A 16,113-nucleotide genomic window follows, 5' to 3' on the forward strand; every position below is an offset into this window, starting at 1 on the left:
CCCGACAAGGACTCGAACCTTGATTGACGGAGTCAGAGGGCGTCAATACCCCCAGTAAATTCGGGGAATTATTCCTCCATGTGCCATTCATGTGCCTGTGATCCGGCTTGGGGATGGGTAACGCTAGCCGTTCTACCCCTATTTCAGTTCACGTTCGATCGCTGCCGCAACTTCGCCATCCTGCTCGGCCTGGTCGAACAGATGCCCGTAGGTGTCGAACGTGACCTGTATAGAGCTATGTCCCATCCACCGCTGCACGCGCTTGGGATTGACCCGCTGTTCGATCCATAGGGATGCGGCGGCATGGCGGAAATCGTGCATTCCATAGTGCGGCTGCATGATCGGCTGCCGCGCTTTGTTGAGCACCGGCGCGCCCTGATCGTCCACCGTGGGCGCTGCGACGCCTGCCGCGATCTGGACGGCTCCAAAGAGGTTCAGGCTCATATAGCGATGTGTCATCACCCTGTTAGCGACTGAGGGGAACACGAGGTCGTCGCTTGTCGGCGCGCAGGCCAGTTTCCATGACTTCAATGCCGTCATGGCAGAAGCGGGCAGGGGTATGGTTCGATACCCTGCTTCAGACTTGGGTGGGCCGATTACGTTCTTCAGGTCGGCGCGTTGGTCGACCGTCAACGTCGCGGCGGCAAAGTCGATGCAGCGCCAGGGCAGGCCGCGCAATTCGGACGCGCGCAGGCCAGCAAAGATTGCAATGAGGGCGAGAGGGTGGGCCATCGGCTCGGCGGATGCCTTCGCGGCGGCAAGGATCGCCTTCAGTTCTGGCTTGGTTGGAATGGTCGCCTTTGGCTTCTCTCGCTTCGACCGGCGCACCTTCACGCCCGCGACGACATTCTGGGCGACATGCCCCCGGCTCTGCGCCTCGTTGACGATCGCAGACAGGGAACGCAGCACGCGGCTCGCCATCGGTCGGGACAGCTTGTCCATAAGCTGGTCGCGCCAGCCCTCGACCATGGGACGCGTGATCTGGGACAGCTTCTTGTCGCCACATAATGGCACGATGTGCAGGCGGACATGCTGGCCATATGCGGCTAGGGTGGATGTCTCCAGCTTCTCCCGCTCGCCCCGCTTCAGCCAAAGATCGGCTGCCTTCGCGATGGTGATGGACTGGCTGTCCGCCGTGTGGGTGCCTTGTTGAACCTGATAGGCCGCTGTCGTGATCCAGCTATCAGCGTCCTTCTTGCGGGCGAATTGCTTGCGGCGACGCTTGCCGGCTGTGTCGACATAATCGACCTGCCAGCCTGTCTTTGGCGTCCCGTCCGGCGCGGCCCAGCTACGCTTGCGGATCGAGGTCATACAGCGCCAACGCGGTTTCGAGATCGGCCACTACGCCACTATATTCCATCGCAGGATCTATGGCTTTCAGTACTACGAGGCATGAAAGGACGCGGAATGGTACATTCAGGACGATCGATCGAGCAAAGCTCCCGACCTGAGTGGGAGCCTCTGAATTATATAGGCGATCCTGTAAATCATTGAGGTGAAGCACTTCAACGCTGCCTCGGTATTCTGCATCATCAACACTGCGGTCGGTTAATTCATATAGAGCCTCTGGCCTGACACAGAAGAAAATCTTTGCGTCAGGCCAAACAAAACGGCCGGGGGATACTAACTGATTGGGGGTCGCCGCTCTGACAATTGCGGGTAGCATGATATCCCAGTTCATTTTGACGATGGACACGATTGTCGACGGGTTTAGGCCACATTGAACAAGCTCAAATGCGAATACCATTTGCATGATGCTCTCCGAATCATAGGCGGCAGCGCGACCCCTTCCTGCGGCGACGCCGGAGGGGAAACCCATCTTCAGGAAATTCTTAATTCGAGCCTGGAGCGCCGTCCTTCGCTCGCTGGCAATATTGTGCAAAGCAGCCAACAACGCTTCGGTCTGCCCAAATGACAGCGATCTCACGCCGGAAACCAAGATGAGAAAAGTTTCTCAACCGTATTGCGCGGAAGGCTGGGAACAGTTAGGCACATAGTTGAGCAATTCTTCTCATTACCGTTGCTCAGGACATTAACGGATTCAACGGAGGGAGCGCAAATGCTTTCACAGGACCTTATCGCGGGGGCTACGGCTGCCGCGACCTATGCGGGCCTTACGCCCCGCGCCATTTATCACCTTGTCGAGGCGGGCCACCTGCCCGTGATCCGCAAGGGGAAGCGTCTCTATTTCCGCAAGTCGGAGTTGGAAGCGGCTTTCCGATCGGACGCGGTCAATGGCTGAGCGCATTATCGAAATCACTTATGAGCCCTTCGGCGCGGGCTTTGATGTGCGGGTTAAGCCGCCTGTCGAGGGCGAGAATCTAGACGCTGAGTTTCAGACGCATCGCAAGGCACGTGGCTGGGCCAGTGGCCTTCGTCTGACACGCGGCTGGCGGATCTTGGATCGCACCGAGGTGGTCGACAACATGATTTGAAGGAAGGCGGTCGAGGCGATGGCTGGAACCCATCAACCCCGACCTGATCATCATCGAAAGGAACGAAAAATGATTGAACGTTCTATAGCGCCCTCGCGGCGCGATGTCATCCGTGCGCTTGCAATTCTTTCGGTTGCCTCGGTGCCGACCATGGCCTTCGCCAGCGCCGCGCCGATGCTTGTTTGCGCGCCAGCCGGCCATCTTGCGGAGGCCATCACAGAATTTTACCACCTTACCGCCGTCTATGACCGCCACCCTGTTCACGACATGCTGCTATCGTCGCCGGACTTCGCTCAGGTGGATCGGGATTCCGGGCTGGCGCTGGCAGCGATACGGCGGCAGCTTGACACTGTTCTGCGCATCCCGTCACGGAATGGCCAGGACGTGGCCAGCAAGATCGACCTGCTGCTTCACCATTACCAAGATTTTGAGATACCCGAAGATTTGCTCAAGCTGATCTCGGTTGATGCTCGGCAGATGGGGAGGAATGCGGCATGACCGACCGTCGCGCTTTCCTGTCGAACCTTATGCTCGCACCCGTCGCCCTTGCCGCACCAGCTATCGCCGCGCCCATGGCCGTCGATACCACGGCATGGAATGTCGCCCTGTCCGCTGTCGTGGCGTCCCACGGCGCAATGGAGGCCTATTACAGCGATCACGTTCGCCCCTACAACGATGCCCACGATAACGGCACCGGCACCTATGAGGAGGCAGCGGCGGCGGAAGATCGCTTTAGCGCCTATGTCGATGTCTATGCAGATGCCGTCAAAGCATTGGTGATCATGCCAGCACCCACGATCGCGGACATTGCCGTCAAGATCGAGTGGGGGCTGAAAGACTGGATGTTCGACGGGACCAGCGAAGCAGGCCGCATGTTGGAATTGATCGCTGCGGATGTCCGCCGCCTCGGTGGGAGTGTGGCATAATGACCGACCGCCGCTCCTTTCTCACCACCGCGCTGATTGCGCCGGTCGCTATCGCAGTGCCAGCCATGGCCGCGCCTATCTCGACCTGGGACAACCTCATGTCCGCCTACCTTCGTGCCAAGGCCCGATCCGACGCCGCTGACGCTCAACACGAACGGCTCTATGCCATCGGCGTCAGCCAATTCGGCCAGAACATGCCTCTCAAGCGGTCGCCGGAAGAACTGGCCTGGCGGGAATCGTCGGGAATCAATGAGGCTGCGCACCGTTGCGACGCCTTGGCGAATGTCACGTCCGACCTGCACGCCAAACTGGTCCGCACCCCGGCACCGCACGCGGCGGCGCTGCTGTTCAAGCTGGAATGGGCGTTGGATGGAGAAGGCGAACCGTTTGTCGATGTCTCCAGGGTCATCGTGGAGGATGCCAAGCGGTTGCTGGCCACCATGAGCGGGGAGGCGCGGAAATGATCGCCAAATCTGACGGTGGCGACTGTGTCGGTAAACGGAGTTTGCGTCGATTCAAACCGGCCCAAATCTGTTTATTGAAGAGGTCGCTGTTTTGACGGAGCGACCGATGAGTGACCAAATTTCGAGGATTTTGAAAGTGGCTGAGGTCTGTGCGCGCACCGGCCTCTGCCGCGTCACCATCCACAATCTTCGCCACAAGAATGATTTTCCCGAGCCGATAAAGCTCAGTGCAGGTCGCGTTGGCTGGTTCGAACATGAGGTCAATGACTGGCTCGCCCGACGCGCTTCGGAAAGGAGCGCCGCATAATGGCGCGCGGCCCGCTCTGGACAGATAGCCCCCCAATAGAAAACGGCCCCGGAGGCAACCCCGGAGCCGCTTCCCATAAGGAGTGTGGACCCCGCTCTGATATGCCTGGCTGCAGTTCGGTTGAATCGACGGGCGCATCGCAAGATGCCAACAGGACGGTTCATATTCTTGGCATTGATCACTGGCGCGCCGCGCAAAAGCGCCGTGCCGGTCGACTGTCCGAAATAGAGCGCGGCCTGCGTATGCCTGTGAAACGCACGGAACGCCTGACGCTTGATGATATTCTTGGTCCGGTCCATCCAGACGGGGGAGGCGCAGCATGAGTCTGCTCGATGTGGTGGCAATTCGCTCCGCTCATCCCCTGCCTTCCGTCGCCGGGGCAAGCGTAAGGCTGTTCAAGGCTGGCAACGAGTTCAAGGGCTGCTGCCCGTTCCATGATGACAACTCGCCTTCCTTCACGATCTTTGCGAACGGCCAGCGCTTTTATTGCTTCGGCTGCGGCGCGACGGGTGACGTTCTGGATTTCGTGCAGCGCGCGCACCGCGTCGATCTGCGGACGGCGGCTGACATGCTTTGCGGCGGCAATCTGCCATCGGTAGAGGTTGCACCGGCGGTCGATTCTGGTCCTGGGCCTGATCGGTCGGGGGAGGCGCTGGCTATCTGGCACAATGCCGTGCCGGTCGACGGGACGGAGGCTGAAAGCTACCTGCGATTCCGTGGGTTGCACCTGCCGATCCCGCGCAGCATTCGCTTCGCACGCCTGCGCTATGGCAAGCGTGGTCCTGAGCGCCCCTGTCTGGTGGCCTGCGTTGGGTCGGTCAACAACAAGATCGTTGGTATCCAGCGGACTTTTCTCAATGAGGCCGGGACCGGCAAGGCGAGCGTTCCCAAGGCGAAGCTTTCGCTAGGGCATGTCGCGGGGGGAGCAATCCGCCTTGCTCCTGCTGCAGCTGACCTGATTGTCTGTGAAGGGCTGGAGGACGGTCTGACGCTGATGCAGGAACTCGGCCGGGCCGTTTGGGTCGCTGCTGGTGCCTCGATGCTTCCCAAAATGCAATTTCCTGTTGGGGTGCGAAAGGTGGCGATTGGCGGGGATGGCGATCAAGCAGGCCGTGACGCGGCAAGATCTGCGGCCGACACCTATGCTGAGCGTGGCCTTTCGACCCGCATGTTCTTCCCGCTCGATGGGTTCAAGGACTTCAACGATGAACTGCGGGGGGTGGGCCAGTGAATGCGGCCTCACTGGAAGATCGGGCGCGCGGCGGATTGGTCGAAGCCCATCCTTCCGCTCCCACCCGCCTGCCGGAACCTCTGCCGGTCGAATGGTTCGCCGATATCAAGCCCCAACTGGATGGCATGTGGCTGATCAAGCGCTTGCTGCCGTCTCAGGGGTTGGCACTGGTCTATGGCCACCCTGGCAGCGGCAAAAGCTTCTTCGCGCTCGACATTGCGCTGCATGTGTCCCTGGGCTGGGAATGGGCGTCCCGTCGCGTCAAACAAGGACTTGTTGTCTATGTTGGTGCAGAGGGCGGGGCAGGGCTGCGCAATCGTCTCGCCGCCTTTCGCATCCAACACACCATTGAAGGCGAGATACCATTCGCGCTGATTCCCACGCCGATCGACATGCAGGATCCAAATGCGGACACCGGACGCCTAGCGGAGACTGTCCGTGCTGCGGCCCTTAAATCTGGCGCAACTCCGGCGTTGGTGATCATCGACACGCTGAGCAAAACTTTTGGCGGCGGCAAAGAAAACACTGACGACATGGCTACCTACATCGCAAACTGCCAGCGCATTGCCTCTGAGTTCGATTGCCTTGTGATGCCGGTCCACCACCGGCCCAAGGACGCGGAAAGCATAGAGCCGCGCGGGCATGGCAGCCTCAAAGGCGGCGTTGATACCGTCATCCTGATCGAGGCTGGCAAGACGAAATGTGCAGAGGTGACCAAGCAAAAGGATGGGGAGATCGGGGAGAAATTCCTCTTCAATCTGAGTGTGGTCGAATTGGGCGTCGATGAAGATGGCGACGCCGTGACTTCATGCGTGGTCGAGCATACAGCCACCAATATGAACTTGGTTGTCAGTCCATTTGCGCAGGCTGTCGGCAAGCTGAGCGTAGGAAATCGCTTGGTCTATGAGCAGTTGGGCGAGTTGATTGAGGCTGCTGGAGAGCCTGTCCCTGCCGATATTCCCGACACTGAAATCAACCGTTCTTGGGTCTGCCGGGTGGTCTCGCTGGAGGCATGGCGGGACAAGTCCATTTCGGCTGCCGGGACAGAGGCGGGACATAACCGGGACAGCGGAAAGCGGGCATTCAATCGGGCGCTTCCTGCTCTGAGAAAGGCCGGAATTGCTCGGGTTTGGAACGATTGGGCATGGATTACGCACCAACTTTGATAACTATGTGGGACAGAGGTGGGACGATGATCGGGACAGAGGCGGGACAGCGGGACAACCGGGACAAGGGTCTTTAGACCCTGTCCCTTGTCCCGGTTCCAAGTGGGGCGGTTTGGTCGATTCAAGGGTGGAGCGTTTATCGCCTATATCTTGCTCTCAACATTCAGGACGACGGCGATGGCATTTCAGAAGGGGCAGAGCGGCAATCCGGGTGGCCGGGCAAAGATGACCATGGCTGATGGCAAAACGCTGACGGACCTTGCGCGCGAACATACGCCCAAGGCGGTGCAGGCGCTGGTCGATGTGCTGGAGGGCGCTGAGGCTTCGGACGCTGCCCGCGTGTCGGCTGCTACTGCGCTGCTCGATCGGGGTTGGGGTCGGCCTCGCCAGGACCTTGGGGTTGAGATGAAGTCTGATGAGGGGATCGCGGCGCTGCTGGAGGCTGCACGGAAGCGGGCGGCGGGTTAACCTCGATCGAAGACAAGGATGCCATGATCTATCACCGCTGGAGTTACCACTATATCATCATCTTGCATTGGCTGCAGGTCAACTGTCATTGGCAAGCGGGCCTGTAGATCCGACAGCCAGCGCCCCTTTTCGAAAATTCCGTTGGCTAGTGCTTCACCGACAGTTGCCCCATAAACCTTGATCGCAAGGTCAATGTCACTCTCGGCGCGATGGACACCTTTAGCGCGCGATCCAAATACATATGCTTGCAAGATCAGCGGTTCGCTCTCCGCCCAGTCCCGAATCGCGGCGACACATTTTTGTGAAAGTCCCATCATCAGACAATGATGGAGCAATAAAGAGGTCTAGCCAAGGTGTGCATAATGGCGTAACGTTCGTTAGTCAGTTTTGTATGGGATAATCGAGCGATGAAAGCCGTTGCCTATTACCGCGTATCTACCGCCGCGCAGGGACGATCAGGTTTAGGGTTGGAGGCCCAGCGGGAGGCTGTAGAGAGCCTTTGCCAGTCGCGGGGTTGGGAGTTGACCGCGCCACCCTTCACTGAGGTCGAGAGTGGGAAGCGCGCCGATCGGCCCGAACTGCTGAAGGCCCTGCACCGCGCCAAAGTGACTGGCGCGACGTTGGTGGTCGCTAAGCTGGATCGCCTTTCGCGCAATGTTGCCTTCCTTGCGGCGCTTCAGGACAGTGGCGTCAAATTCATTGCCGCTGACATGCCAGAAGCCAACGAACTGACCGTGCATATCATGGCTGCCGTCGCCCAGGCGGAGCGCAAAGCTATCTCGAAGCGGACACAGGAAGCCCTACAGGCAGCAAAGGCGCGTGGGCAGCGATTGGGCAACCCAAACGGCGCGGCGGCTTTGCGTCGGGCTGCTAAGGGCAATGTGGCCAGCGTCGACGCGATCAAGTCGGGTGCTGTGTCTCGTGCCGACCAGATGCGGCCCGTGATCGAGGATATGCAGGGCCGGGGCATCATGTCTCTTGGCGCGCTGGCAAAGGCCTTGAACGATGGCGGGTTCGTCACGGCGCGCGGCGGCCAATGGCATGCCTCATCGGTTCGGAATTTACTGGCCCGCTTTTAGGAGCATTTATCTCGCAGCTTTTCGACCATACGATCTGTAGATAACATATAGTCGTCCACATAGCCGCGACCGTTTTGATCTGCATTCAAGTCATAGAAATCAACGAAACCATAGGTGTTGAAATCGCCTATCAAGGTACTGCCTTCTGTTGGCACCCGCACAGAATACGATTGTATTAGTGTTAAGCCGATCGTGGTCCTGACAACAAATCGATCGTTGCAACCTTTATTATAGACAACGACAGCTTTCACGAGTTCAGCTGAGGCATTGCTCGCTGAAAGGGCCATTCCAACAGCAAATGCAGCTCGCCGCCATCCATTGATCATGTTCATTGTCACTGCCCCGTCGATTCAACCCCCTACATACCCCGCTACCCTCGCTCCACAAGGAGCGCGACAATGACACCAACCGAAATTCGCCGCGAGGTCATAGGCGACCTTGCCCGCTTTACCCATGATCCCCTTGGCTTTGTTTTGTGGGCTTTCCCATGGGGCGTCGAGGGAACGTCGCTGGCCAGTGAGGACGGCCCGGATGCGTGGCAGCGCGATCAGCTATCTGCGATCGGTGCGAGCCTGCGGGCAGATCCATTCTCCGTCATCCAAGACGCCACGGCATCGGGTCACGGTATCGGCAAAAGCTGCGAGGTTTCTTGGCTGATCCTCTGGGCGATCATGACACGGGAGGATACGCGCGGCGTCGTGACGGCCAATACCGACACGCAGTTGCGCACCAAAACATGGCCGGAACTGGCCAAGTGGTATGGCCTGCTGCAATTCGACGTGCTGCGCGACATGTTCGCCCTGGAGGCGACCAGCATCCATTCTACGGAGGCCGGACATGATCGGACCTGGCGTATCGATGCTATCCCGTGGAGCGAACGCAACACGGAGGCCTTCGCCGGGCTGCATAATGCCGGGAAGCGCGTCATCCTCCTGTTCGACGAGGCGTCCGCGATCATTGACCCGATATGGGATACAGCATCGGGTGGCTTGACCGACGCCAACACCGAGATCCTGTGGCTGGCCTATGGTAATCCGACCCGCAACACCGGCCGCTTCAGGGAGACGATCGCGGGCCGGTTTCGCAACCAGTGGACGCACCGGCAGGTTGACGGCCGACATGTGAAGCGGACCAACAAAGCACTGCTCCAGACCTGGATCGACACCTACGGCGAGGACAGCGATTTCGTCCGTGTCCGCGTAAAAGGGCAGTTCCCCCGCGCGGGTTCGACGCAGTTCATATCGTCTGAACTGGTGCAGCAGGCCCGCAAGCGGGAGGCGATCGATCCGCTGCGGTCAGACCCGCTGATCTTCGGCGTCGATATCGCCCGCTTTGGTGACGACCATAGCACGCTGGCTATTCGACGCGGCCGTGACGCGCGGGGCATTGAATGGAAGCGATGGCACGGTGCCGACACTATGCAGGTGGCGGGCGACATCGCTTTGGAAGCCCGGCGCTGGAACCCGGAAGCCATATTTGTGGATGTCGGTGCGATGGGTGCCGGCGTCATCGATCGCCTGCGCCAGCTCCAGGTTCAGAACGTGTTCGAGGTCAATTTCGGCGGCAAGGGGCGAGAGGTCGACTGGGCGACCGGCGTGCGCGTGAAAACCACCAATAAACGTGCAGAGATTTGGACGAAAATGCGCGGCTGGTTGGCGTCCGGCGCTATCCCCGACGATGACGATCTGGAGGCTGATCTTACCGGGCCAGAATATGGCTATGGACCCGACCAGGTATCAATCCAGCTTGAGCGCAAGAAGGACATGAAGGCGAGGGGGCTGTCCTCCCCAGACGATGGCGACGCCCTGGCGCTGACGTTTTCAGAAATGGTGATGCCGGTTGACGTGCCGGGATACCTCAATCCCGACAATTTTCATCCGAAGATCAATGTGGATCGCTATGCAGAATTGGACGGACCTGATGCCCGCTATCATTGATCGATGCGGGGCAAAGCGCCGAAATGGCGAGCCATGTCGGAAGCTGCCAATGCGCAACGGGCGGTGTCATTTGCATGGCGGGAAAACGCCAACTCGCATCACCCTTAGTCCATCATATATTCGGGAGTGCTCCTCCAATGTGTCGTAAGTGCATTTTTACACGCAGGGCAGCCATAGATCGCTTTATCTGGCATTTCTTTCTTGCCCGGCTGCGGCTGGAGGATTCCTTTTTGGCCGTTGTCAAAACAATGTGCGCAAAGCCAATAAGGAGGCTGGCCTTCGCGCATGCCGAGCTTCAGCATGTATACGCACGAACCTCCCTCCAGATTAACAAGCTCGTACTTCTGAGCCTCCTGTTCCCATGCTTTCATGCGCATAATCTCCTGTTCGAGATGTCGTATGCGATCGGCTGCCGTCGCCTGTTTCTCTTGCGCTGCAAACAGACTTTGTTGGGCATCAAGAATATGCCCCTGTAAGGCAACCTTGACCTCATTGACTGTGGCATTCGTATTTAACGCGTTGATACCTTGAATTATATCTTTCGCAGCTTTTAGACTGGCGTACCCTGCGCTAATTTCTGAAAACATAATCTCGGTCCCGTCGATTCAACCTAGTTCAATCCGACCCTATCGTCGCGAGACGATCGACAAAAGGAGTTTGGACCGTGGCAGGAAAATCGAAGTTCACCGCAGCGGATTATACCGCACAGCGCGTCGCCCTAGAGGAGCAAATTCGCGTTGCGGAGGATGACCATCACCGCGCTGGCTATCGGCAGGTGCTTGATGAGGCGACGCAGGACGATGTTGACAAGGCGTTAGTCAGTCTGGATGCGCTGAAGAACAGGCGACGGTCACTGGACGCGGCATGGCAGGAATCTCAGCGCCGTAGCGCAGATGCTCTTCTGAAGGAACGCGAGGCGGACCAGTCAGCCGCGCTGGCAGAGTTCGAGGGCCATCTGAAGACCCGTCTCGATGCCACTGCCAGGATCGAAGAGGCAGCACGTGCGCTCGGTGCCGCGGTAAAGGACTATTCCGCCGCAAGCGAGGCGGCCCGCTACATCGCCGGGCGGCTCTACAAGAACCACACTGGCAGGGCCGGGATCGATACGCTCAATTTCGTGCAGTCGGAGATCGACTCGCCCTATTTCGTCAACCTGCTTGCTGGCATGCTATTCGCTGAAGGCGCAAATTTCAGCAACACCCGACCCGGCCAAGCCCATTTCGAATATCGGCAGCAGGGCAGCCTTATTCCTGTCGTTGAGAAATCGAACGACCGGCTGCGGTTTCGTGCCGCCGAACTCTGCCCTGACATTGGCGGTGAAGAGGAGGCTGCGGCATGAGCCGTCAGCGCGCGCTTGTTCGCCTTCAACTGCCGTTCCCCGACACACGGCTGATTGATCCGGGCGAGGTGGTCGAATGGGACGGCCCAGACTGGAAGCTGGAGCCGCTAGACTCGGTCGAACGCGAGGTGTGGGAGACAACCGCTCGTGATGATGACCGCGTGATCGCCGCCCGTAAAAAGAGCGGGCCAGGTCCTTGGGAGAACGTGCTGCCAGGCGACTTTCCACCTGAGTTTAAGGAACCGTCGCTATCGGATGTCGACGCGGGCGATATCTACTGATGCCGCGGCTTCAATCCTTTGGCGCGCCGGTTGCCACTATGGCGCGGCCGGCTTCATCGATTGACCAGACAATGGTGGAGGCGGTTCGCCAAGAACGTGCGTATGAAGGCCGAATTGCACGGGAGCCTCTGATTGAGGATGCGACAGTGCCGCCCATGTCATCCGTCCGGTTACCAAAGATCAGCAGCGCTCTTCTGCGCCTGAACCAAGCCGTATGATTTTATCTGATTTCCCGAAGCCACAAGAGGCAAGCCTATGCCACGCATCCCCCAATATGGCGCTCCCCAGGTCGGCCCGGTCCAGACCACGGGCGCGCGGTTTCGTGCCGCTGACAATGATGGTGGCGCGGCGGGCGCGATCGGTCGCGGCTTGCAACAGGCTGGCGGGGCTATGTCGGGCTATGCCGCCGCACAGGATGAAATCGAGGAGAGGCTTGCGAAAGCCAACGCTGATAATCTTTATCTCGCGGCGCAGTCGTCGGCCTCGACAGTCTTAGCTGATTTCAAGACGAAGCCGGGCAAGTTGGCGTTAGACGCGCGGCATCAGGTGGATAAATCCCTCGATGAGGCTGTAAATAGTGCGTTGGCCCAAGCGGACCCGCGCACGAAAAAGTTTCTGGAACCACAACTCGGTCGGCTCCGCGCTGTAGCTGGCACCGACATCGCGACATATTCTATTGTTCAGGCCAAGGCATATGAACGAGAAACCGGAAACGCCAAGCTGGGCAACTTCATTGAGGGCGCGCGATCCGCTGATGATCCGGCTGCGCGCGCGGAGTTTATTGCCCAGATCAAAACGCAGGTTCGGGCCAATGCTGAAATAGCAGGGTTGGGCGATGCGGACGTAATAGCGGTGGAGGAACGAAAAGCCGTCTCGTCAGTGCATGGCTCCGTCGTTGACCGCTACCTGTCCGGCGAAGACGTTGAAATGGCCAAGGCCTATTTCGACGCGAACGAAGATGAGATGACCGGCAACGATCGCAATGCGGCGCTTGCTGCGTTGAAGTCTCCACTTCTGGCGCGCGATACCGAGTCCGGCGTGAGCGAGGTGCTGGGGATAGCATCGCCCGCCGCCGCGCAATCGACCAACTATTCAGACCCGTTGCGGGGTGCTGGTCACGGCATAAGCGATGCGTATGGCAACGCGCGCGCTGGCGGAAAGACGCACAACGGCGTGGATTTTCCCGCGCCTGCTGGAACGCCAATTTATTCCACCGGGTCGGGGAAAGTGGTTCGCGCTGGGCATGATGACAGGAGTGGCAATTTTGTCGTTATTGATCATGGCAATGGCATGACCTCCAGCTATTCCCACATGCAGGCAGCGTCGGCGCTCAAGCCTGGCGATCAGGTCACGCCGGATACGCGCTTGGGTGGCGTTGGAACGACGGGGCGGTCGTCTGGGCCGCACCTCCACATGGTCGTTAAAAAGGACGGAAAAACCGTCGACCCCACAAAGGTCATCGGGTCGGCGCAACAGTCGGCCACACGCTATGATCTGGACGGCGCGCTAGCGGCGGTCGATGGCCGCGACGACTGGTCATTCGAGAAGCGCGAGCGGGTCAAGGATGGCATTCGGGCGCGCGTGTCGATCATAGACGGGCTTAAGGCTCGCAAAGAGGCCGACGCTGCCGACGCGGCTGTGATGTGGTCGATCGATCGCGGCGAAGCCTTCACGGATATGTCCCAGATGCCAGCTAGCATTCGTTCCAATTTATCCCCTCAAGCGTTTGCGAGGTTCGCAGGCAGCGCGAAGGCAAACGGGACTGCTGCGGCTCCAAAGGCTAATTCGCGCGAGGCTATGCGCCTTCATGCGATTCAGCAGGGGAACCCAGATGCATTCCTTAAAGCCGACCTTGGAGAGTTCATCGGCAAGGTGACACCCGCAGAACTCGATGCAGCGGTGACTGATCAGGCACGGATGCGTGGCCCGGGTGGCGATAGGATGCTCCAAACCCGGTCAGCCGTTTCCGCATCGATCGGCTATCAAACAGCTTTCGATCCAGCGATGGCCGAATTGCTGAATGTGAAGAAAAACCCCGAGAACTATGCCCGCGTCGCCCGCGACATGGAGGGCTACATCAAATCGATAACAGCGGGCAAGCGTGAGGCGACCGCTCAGGAAATCGACGCAGCGTGGAAGCGCGCGATCATGCCGGTGGCCGTGCCAAATTCGTCACGGTACGGTCATGAGGTGGAAACGAAGCCTCGATTTGCAGCGGGCGGACGCTACCAGGTCGCGGTGCCGATCGTGACACGCGAGCGTATCATCAAAGAATGGAGAGACGCCCACAACGGCGAAATGCCGCCCGACGGGGTGATCGGAGACATTTACGTCCAGAACAAGGGCAAGCCGGAGTTTTGGGAATGACCGATCTTACATCCTCACTGATGGGCGCGCCTTTACCGAGCGGCGCGACGGCCACCCCTGACACTGATCCATTGGGGGAAATGCTGCGGACCAACCGCGACGCCGCCATTTCGCGCCGCATCCGGGAGGCCGACGCTGAGAAAGAAGCGCGCGTGTCGATGCTGGCGCGTGAGTATGACATGCCCGCCGCTGTCATTTCGGCTGATTTACCTGGCTTTGAAGCGCAGGCGCGAGCTAGGCGAGCGCAAACGGTGATGGGGCAGTATCCTGCCATTGCTGGATGGTCCCAGCAGGGCAACAACGCCGCCATTGCTGCGGACGACTTTGATGGGCTTGCTCAATTGGGGCGGGTTTTTGATGCCAAGGAATGGCAGAAGCGGCGGACGAACCAAGACTATTGGAAGAGGGCGCTGGCTGGTAATGGCGAACTGACGGCCGCGCGTCAGCCAGAGCCTACTTTGCTGAATAGCATCAAAGGCCTTGCCGTCGATTTTGTTCAGGGCGGGGTTAAGGCGCGTGAAGGTCTGAGCTTGGCATTCGCCGATTGGACGCATTTCCTTGTGCCCAAGGCCGCTCCTGGCGCGCCCTCATTGGGGGATTTCTCAGTCCCGAATGCAATGCAGCGCTACCAGCGTGCGGACGATAGGGCTGAGGCAAGTCGCCCGGCGTTCAAATCCAAGACTGCTGAAGGTCTTTATGCGGGCGCGTCGTCCCTTGCCCAGATGGCACCAGGCATCGCTGCTTCGATAGCCACAGCCAATCCGGCACCGGCATTATTGGCTGCTGGCGGACAGACCGGCTTCGACTCCTATGGCAAATACCGATCGCGAGGCGGCACGCGCGGGCAGGCTGCCCTTGGCGGCGCGCTCGAAGGCGGCATCGAGGTGGTGACGGAAAAGCTGCCGATGGGATTTCTGGTCGAAAGCCTGGGTAAGGTCGGCGCGGGCAGATTCCTGTCAGGGTATCTAGGGCGCGAATTTCTGACGGAACAGGCCGCAACCCTTGCGCAAGATGCGGTCGATACAGCTATCGCCAACCCTGATAAGACATGGGGCGAATATCTGTCGGAGCGTCCAGATGCCGCATACAAGACGGCACTCGCTACGTTGGTGACCTCCGGCGCTCTTGCGGGCGTGAACCGCATAGCGTCAAAAATGCAGCAGCGTGCCGATAGCATGGTGGAAGCCCGCGCCGGTGCTATGTTGCTTGATGGTCTGGAAAAGGCCGCCCGTTCGTCCAAGACGGCACAGCGCGATCCCGACGCCTTCGCTGCACTTGCCCAGCAGCTCGGCGAAGAGGCGGGGGTCGATCGCGTGTTCATCCCGGCAGAGGCGGTGGTCGCTTATCTCACCGCTGACGCGGACAACCAGTATTTTGGAGAGCCCAAATGTCCTTGGCAAATCTGATCGTTCAGCCACAGGCTGCCTATCTCTATACAGATTGCGGCCATTTCGATGCCAGCGGCGTGGTTCTTAAACTGGCGCACAAGATCATGCCGTTTCCGCACCAGTGCCTCGCAGTGGCGATGGTCGGCGCGGGGAAGATGACGCCGAGCAGCCTTTTCGATGAGATCGAGCGCCGGGGGATCGACCAACTGAGACAGATTGATTTCCTCAACGCATTTCGGTCGCTTATCTATGAACTATGCCCTGATGCCATTGACGGGGAGGAGAGGGAGGATCTGCGGTTCATGATCGGCCTCTACTCGCACAAGGACGGCCACGCTGTCGGACTGACACTGTTCACGCCCGGAATGGGGCCGGATGGCAAGGATCCCTACGAATATCATGATGCCGACATTGTGATCCACCCCATGGTGCCGCCTGCCGCTGCCTTTGGTGGGCGTAAGATCAATGTCACTCGGCCTGAGTCCTTCGATCCGGTCGAGGACGGCGCGGCGCTGGTCGACGCTCAGCGACGGAAGGTCGTAGGCTGGAGTCATGGTGTTGCGGATGGGAGCCGTGTCGCCGGTGATATCCTGATGACCAAAATATCCGCAACCGGCTTAGCCTTCGATCTGATCGCGAAATATCCTGATCGAGTTGAGGAAACGGTCTGCCCATAATCTAACGTGCCAGCCATGTGCCAACCATGTGCCATGGATTCGCCGGGA

The 16,113-nt window shown here is 59.2% G+C and carries 22 protein-coding genes; 17 read left to right on the forward strand and 5 right to left on the reverse strand.

The window, feature by feature from the left end; translation table 11 throughout:
• Positions 1–138 precede the first annotated feature (138 nt).
• Positions 139–1,311 carry a site-specific integrase gene (locus KRZ98_RS00370; RefSeq protein WP_217671660.1) on the reverse strand — a complete coding sequence of 391 codons (1,173 nt, stop codon included), beginning with the start codon at positions 1,309–1,311 and terminating at the stop codon, positions 139–141.
• Positions 1,289–1,753, reverse strand: coding sequence for a hypothetical protein (locus KRZ98_RS00375; protein WP_217671662.1), 465 nt, complete (start codon positions 1,751–1,753; stop codon positions 1,289–1,291). Before KRZ98_RS00375 ends, KRZ98_RS00370 begins: the two co-directional genes overlap by 23 nt.
• 306 nt (positions 1,754–2,059) lie before the next feature.
• Here KRZ98_RS00375 and KRZ98_RS00380 point away from each other — a divergent pair, with 306 nt between their 5' ends.
• The 9 genes from KRZ98_RS00380 to KRZ98_RS00420 all read left to right on the forward strand — a co-directional run bounded on the left by KRZ98_RS00380 (position 2,060) and on the right by KRZ98_RS00420 (position 6,997).
• Entirely contained in the window at positions 2,060–2,242 is a 183-nt protein-coding gene (locus tag KRZ98_RS00380) for a helix-turn-helix domain-containing protein (RefSeq protein ID WP_217671663.1), read from the forward strand.
• The gene (locus KRZ98_RS00385) at positions 2,235–2,435 is read left to right on the forward strand and encodes a hypothetical protein (protein ID WP_217671665.1); all 201 of its coding nucleotides are present in this window, start codon (positions 2,235–2,237) and stop codon (positions 2,433–2,435) included. The genes KRZ98_RS00380 and KRZ98_RS00385 overlap by 8 nt, the downstream gene beginning before the upstream one ends.
• Before the next feature lie 69 nt (positions 2,436–2,504).
• The gene (locus tag KRZ98_RS00390; protein WP_217671667.1) at positions 2,505–2,933 is read left to right on the forward strand and encodes a hypothetical protein; all 429 of its coding nucleotides are present in this window, start codon (positions 2,505–2,507) and stop codon (positions 2,931–2,933) included.
• The gene (locus tag KRZ98_RS00395; protein WP_217671669.1) at positions 2,930–3,361 is read left to right on the forward strand and encodes a hypothetical protein; all 432 of its coding nucleotides are present in this window, start codon (positions 2,930–2,932) and stop codon (positions 3,359–3,361) included. The genes KRZ98_RS00390 and KRZ98_RS00395 overlap by 4 nt, the downstream gene beginning before the upstream one ends.
• On the forward strand, positions 3,361–3,825 hold the full coding sequence (locus tag KRZ98_RS00400; protein ID WP_217671670.1) for a hypothetical protein: 465 nt from the start codon (positions 3,361–3,363) through the stop codon (positions 3,823–3,825). Before KRZ98_RS00395 ends, KRZ98_RS00400 begins: the two co-directional genes overlap by 1 nt.
• Positions 3,826–3,931: 106 nt before the next feature.
• Positions 3,932–4,132 (forward strand): AlpA family transcriptional regulator, encoded by a 201-nt coding sequence (locus tag KRZ98_RS00405; protein WP_217671672.1) that lies wholly within the window; start codon positions 3,932–3,934, stop codon positions 4,130–4,132.
• Between the two features lie 319 nt (positions 4,133–4,451).
• Complete coding sequence (locus KRZ98_RS00410) at positions 4,452–5,363, forward strand: CHC2 zinc finger domain-containing protein (protein WP_217671674.1); 912 nt, start codon at positions 4,452–4,454, stop codon at positions 5,361–5,363.
• Positions 5,360–6,529 (forward strand): AAA family ATPase, encoded by a 1,170-nt coding sequence (locus KRZ98_RS00415; RefSeq protein WP_217671675.1) that lies wholly within the window; start codon positions 5,360–5,362, stop codon positions 6,527–6,529. Before KRZ98_RS00410 ends, KRZ98_RS00415 begins: the two co-directional genes overlap by 4 nt.
• A 177-nt stretch (positions 6,530–6,706) precedes the next feature.
• Positions 6,707–6,997 carry a DUF5681 domain-containing protein gene (locus KRZ98_RS00420; RefSeq protein ID WP_217671677.1) on the forward strand — a complete coding sequence of 97 codons (291 nt, stop codon included), beginning with the start codon at positions 6,707–6,709 and terminating at the stop codon, positions 6,995–6,997.
• Here KRZ98_RS00420 and KRZ98_RS00425 read toward each other — a convergent pair.
• The gene (locus KRZ98_RS00425; protein ID WP_217671679.1) at positions 6,994–7,314 is read right to left on the reverse strand and encodes a nucleotidyltransferase domain-containing protein; all 321 of its coding nucleotides are present in this window, start codon (positions 7,312–7,314) and stop codon (positions 6,994–6,996) included. The two genes, KRZ98_RS00420 and KRZ98_RS00425, sit on opposite strands and share 4 nt — an antisense overlap.
• Before the next feature lie 90 nt (positions 7,315–7,404).
• Here KRZ98_RS00425 and KRZ98_RS00430 point away from each other — a divergent pair, with 90 nt between their 5' ends.
• Positions 7,405–8,076: a recombinase family protein gene (locus tag KRZ98_RS00430; protein WP_217671680.1), complete on the forward strand. Its 672-nt coding sequence runs from the start codon at positions 7,405–7,407 to the stop codon at positions 8,074–8,076.
• Here KRZ98_RS00430 and KRZ98_RS00435 read toward each other — a convergent pair.
• The gene (locus KRZ98_RS00435) at positions 8,073–8,408 is read right to left on the reverse strand and encodes a hypothetical protein (protein WP_217671682.1); all 336 of its coding nucleotides are present in this window, start codon (positions 8,406–8,408) and stop codon (positions 8,073–8,075) included. The two genes, KRZ98_RS00430 and KRZ98_RS00435, sit on opposite strands and share 4 nt — an antisense overlap.
• A gap of 66 nt (positions 8,409–8,474) precedes the next feature.
• Between KRZ98_RS00435 and KRZ98_RS00440 the strand changes: the two genes are divergently transcribed.
• Both KRZ98_RS00440 and KRZ98_RS24505 read left to right on the forward strand, forming a co-directional pair.
• A complete protein-coding gene (locus tag KRZ98_RS00440) occupies positions 8,475–10,013 on the forward strand; it encodes a terminase (protein ID WP_217671683.1) in 1,539 nt (512 codons plus the stop codon).
• Positions 9,997–10,161 carry an HGGxSTG domain-containing protein gene (locus tag KRZ98_RS24505; protein WP_368389767.1) on the forward strand — a complete coding sequence of 55 codons (165 nt, stop codon included), beginning with the start codon at positions 9,997–9,999 and terminating at the stop codon, positions 10,159–10,161. Before KRZ98_RS00440 ends, KRZ98_RS24505 begins: the two co-directional genes overlap by 17 nt.
• On the opposite strand, the gene KRZ98_RS00445 is transcribed toward KRZ98_RS24505, so the two are convergent.
• Positions 10,118–10,600: a hypothetical protein gene (locus KRZ98_RS00445; RefSeq protein WP_217671685.1), complete on the reverse strand. Its 483-nt coding sequence runs from the start codon at positions 10,598–10,600 to the stop codon at positions 10,118–10,120. The two genes, KRZ98_RS24505 and KRZ98_RS00445, sit on opposite strands and share 44 nt — an antisense overlap.
• Positions 10,601–10,677: 77 nt before the next feature.
• Here KRZ98_RS00445 and KRZ98_RS00450 point away from each other — a divergent pair, with 77 nt between their 5' ends.
• From KRZ98_RS00450 to KRZ98_RS00470, 5 genes are all read left to right on the forward strand, one after another.
• The gene (locus tag KRZ98_RS00450) at positions 10,678–11,352 is read left to right on the forward strand and encodes a hypothetical protein (protein ID WP_217671686.1); all 675 of its coding nucleotides are present in this window, start codon (positions 10,678–10,680) and stop codon (positions 11,350–11,352) included.
• On the forward strand, positions 11,349–11,633 hold the full coding sequence (locus KRZ98_RS00455; protein WP_217671688.1) for a hypothetical protein: 285 nt from the start codon (positions 11,349–11,351) through the stop codon (positions 11,631–11,633). The genes KRZ98_RS00450 and KRZ98_RS00455 overlap by 4 nt, the downstream gene beginning before the upstream one ends.
• Positions 11,634–12,023: 390 nt before the next feature.
• The gene (locus tag KRZ98_RS00460) at positions 12,024–14,000 is read left to right on the forward strand and encodes a M23 family metallopeptidase (protein ID WP_254797989.1); all 1,977 of its coding nucleotides are present in this window, start codon (positions 12,024–12,026) and stop codon (positions 13,998–14,000) included.
• An 80-nt stretch (positions 14,001–14,080) separates the two neighbouring features.
• A complete protein-coding gene (locus KRZ98_RS00465; protein ID WP_302849065.1) occupies positions 14,081–15,406 on the forward strand; it encodes a hypothetical protein in 1,326 nt (441 codons plus the stop codon).
• Positions 15,388–16,065, forward strand: coding sequence for a hypothetical protein (locus KRZ98_RS00470; protein ID WP_217671694.1), 678 nt, complete (start codon positions 15,388–15,390; stop codon positions 16,063–16,065). The genes KRZ98_RS00465 and KRZ98_RS00470 overlap by 19 nt, the downstream gene beginning before the upstream one ends.
• Positions 16,066–16,113 lie beyond the last annotated feature (48 nt).

The organism is Sphingobium sp. AS12, assembly GCF_019097845.1.
GTDB lineage: Bacteria > Pseudomonadota > Alphaproteobacteria > Sphingomonadales > Sphingomonadaceae > Sphingobium.

Excerpts from the sequence above, each read along its gene's own strand:
- KRZ98_RS00370 (WP_217671660.1), bottom strand. The coding sequence starts at position 1,311 with ATGACCTCGATCCGCAAGCGTAGCTGGGCCGCGCCGGACGGGACGCCA.
- KRZ98_RS00375 (WP_217671662.1), bottom strand. The coding sequence starts at position 1,753 with ATGCAAATGGTATTCGCATTTGAGCTTGTTCAATGTGGCCTAAACCCG.
- KRZ98_RS00380 (WP_217671663.1), top strand. The coding sequence starts at position 2,060 with ATGCTTTCACAGGACCTTATCGCGGGGGCTACGGCTGCCGCGACCTAT.
- KRZ98_RS00385 (WP_217671665.1), top strand. The coding sequence starts at position 2,235 with ATGGCTGAGCGCATTATCGAAATCACTTATGAGCCCTTCGGCGCGGGC.
- KRZ98_RS00390 (WP_217671667.1), top strand. The coding sequence starts at position 2,505 with ATGATTGAACGTTCTATAGCGCCCTCGCGGCGCGATGTCATCCGTGCG.
- KRZ98_RS00395 (WP_217671669.1), top strand. The coding sequence starts at position 2,930 with ATGACCGACCGTCGCGCTTTCCTGTCGAACCTTATGCTCGCACCCGTC.
- KRZ98_RS00400 (WP_217671670.1), top strand. The coding sequence starts at position 3,361 with ATGACCGACCGCCGCTCCTTTCTCACCACCGCGCTGATTGCGCCGGTC.
- KRZ98_RS00405 (WP_217671672.1), top strand. The coding sequence starts at position 3,932 with ATGAGTGACCAAATTTCGAGGATTTTGAAAGTGGCTGAGGTCTGTGCG.
- KRZ98_RS00410 (WP_217671674.1), top strand. The coding sequence starts at position 4,452 with ATGAGTCTGCTCGATGTGGTGGCAATTCGCTCCGCTCATCCCCTGCCT.
- KRZ98_RS00420 (WP_217671677.1), top strand. The coding sequence starts at position 6,707 with ATGGCATTTCAGAAGGGGCAGAGCGGCAATCCGGGTGGCCGGGCAAAG.
- KRZ98_RS00425 (WP_217671679.1), bottom strand. The coding sequence starts at position 7,314 with ATGATGGGACTTTCACAAAAATGTGTCGCCGCGATTCGGGACTGGGCG.
- KRZ98_RS00430 (WP_217671680.1), top strand. The coding sequence starts at position 7,405 with ATGAAAGCCGTTGCCTATTACCGCGTATCTACCGCCGCGCAGGGACGA.
- KRZ98_RS00435 (WP_217671682.1), bottom strand. The coding sequence starts at position 8,408 with ATGAACATGATCAATGGATGGCGGCGAGCTGCATTTGCTGTTGGAATG.
- KRZ98_RS00440 (WP_217671683.1), top strand. The coding sequence starts at position 8,475 with ATGACACCAACCGAAATTCGCCGCGAGGTCATAGGCGACCTTGCCCGC.
- KRZ98_RS24505 (WP_368389767.1), top strand. The coding sequence starts at position 9,997 with ATGCCCGCTATCATTGATCGATGCGGGGCAAAGCGCCGAAATGGCGAG.
- KRZ98_RS00445 (WP_217671685.1), bottom strand. The coding sequence starts at position 10,600 with ATGTTTTCAGAAATTAGCGCAGGGTACGCCAGTCTAAAAGCTGCGAAA.
- KRZ98_RS00455 (WP_217671688.1), top strand. The coding sequence starts at position 11,349 with ATGAGCCGTCAGCGCGCGCTTGTTCGCCTTCAACTGCCGTTCCCCGAC.
- KRZ98_RS00460 (WP_254797989.1), top strand. The coding sequence starts at position 12,024 with ATGTCGGGCTATGCCGCCGCACAGGATGAAATCGAGGAGAGGCTTGCG.
- KRZ98_RS00465 (WP_302849065.1), top strand. The coding sequence starts at position 14,081 with ATGCTGCGGACCAACCGCGACGCCGCCATTTCGCGCCGCATCCGGGAG.
- KRZ98_RS00470 (WP_217671694.1), top strand. The coding sequence starts at position 15,388 with ATGTCCTTGGCAAATCTGATCGTTCAGCCACAGGCTGCCTATCTCTAT.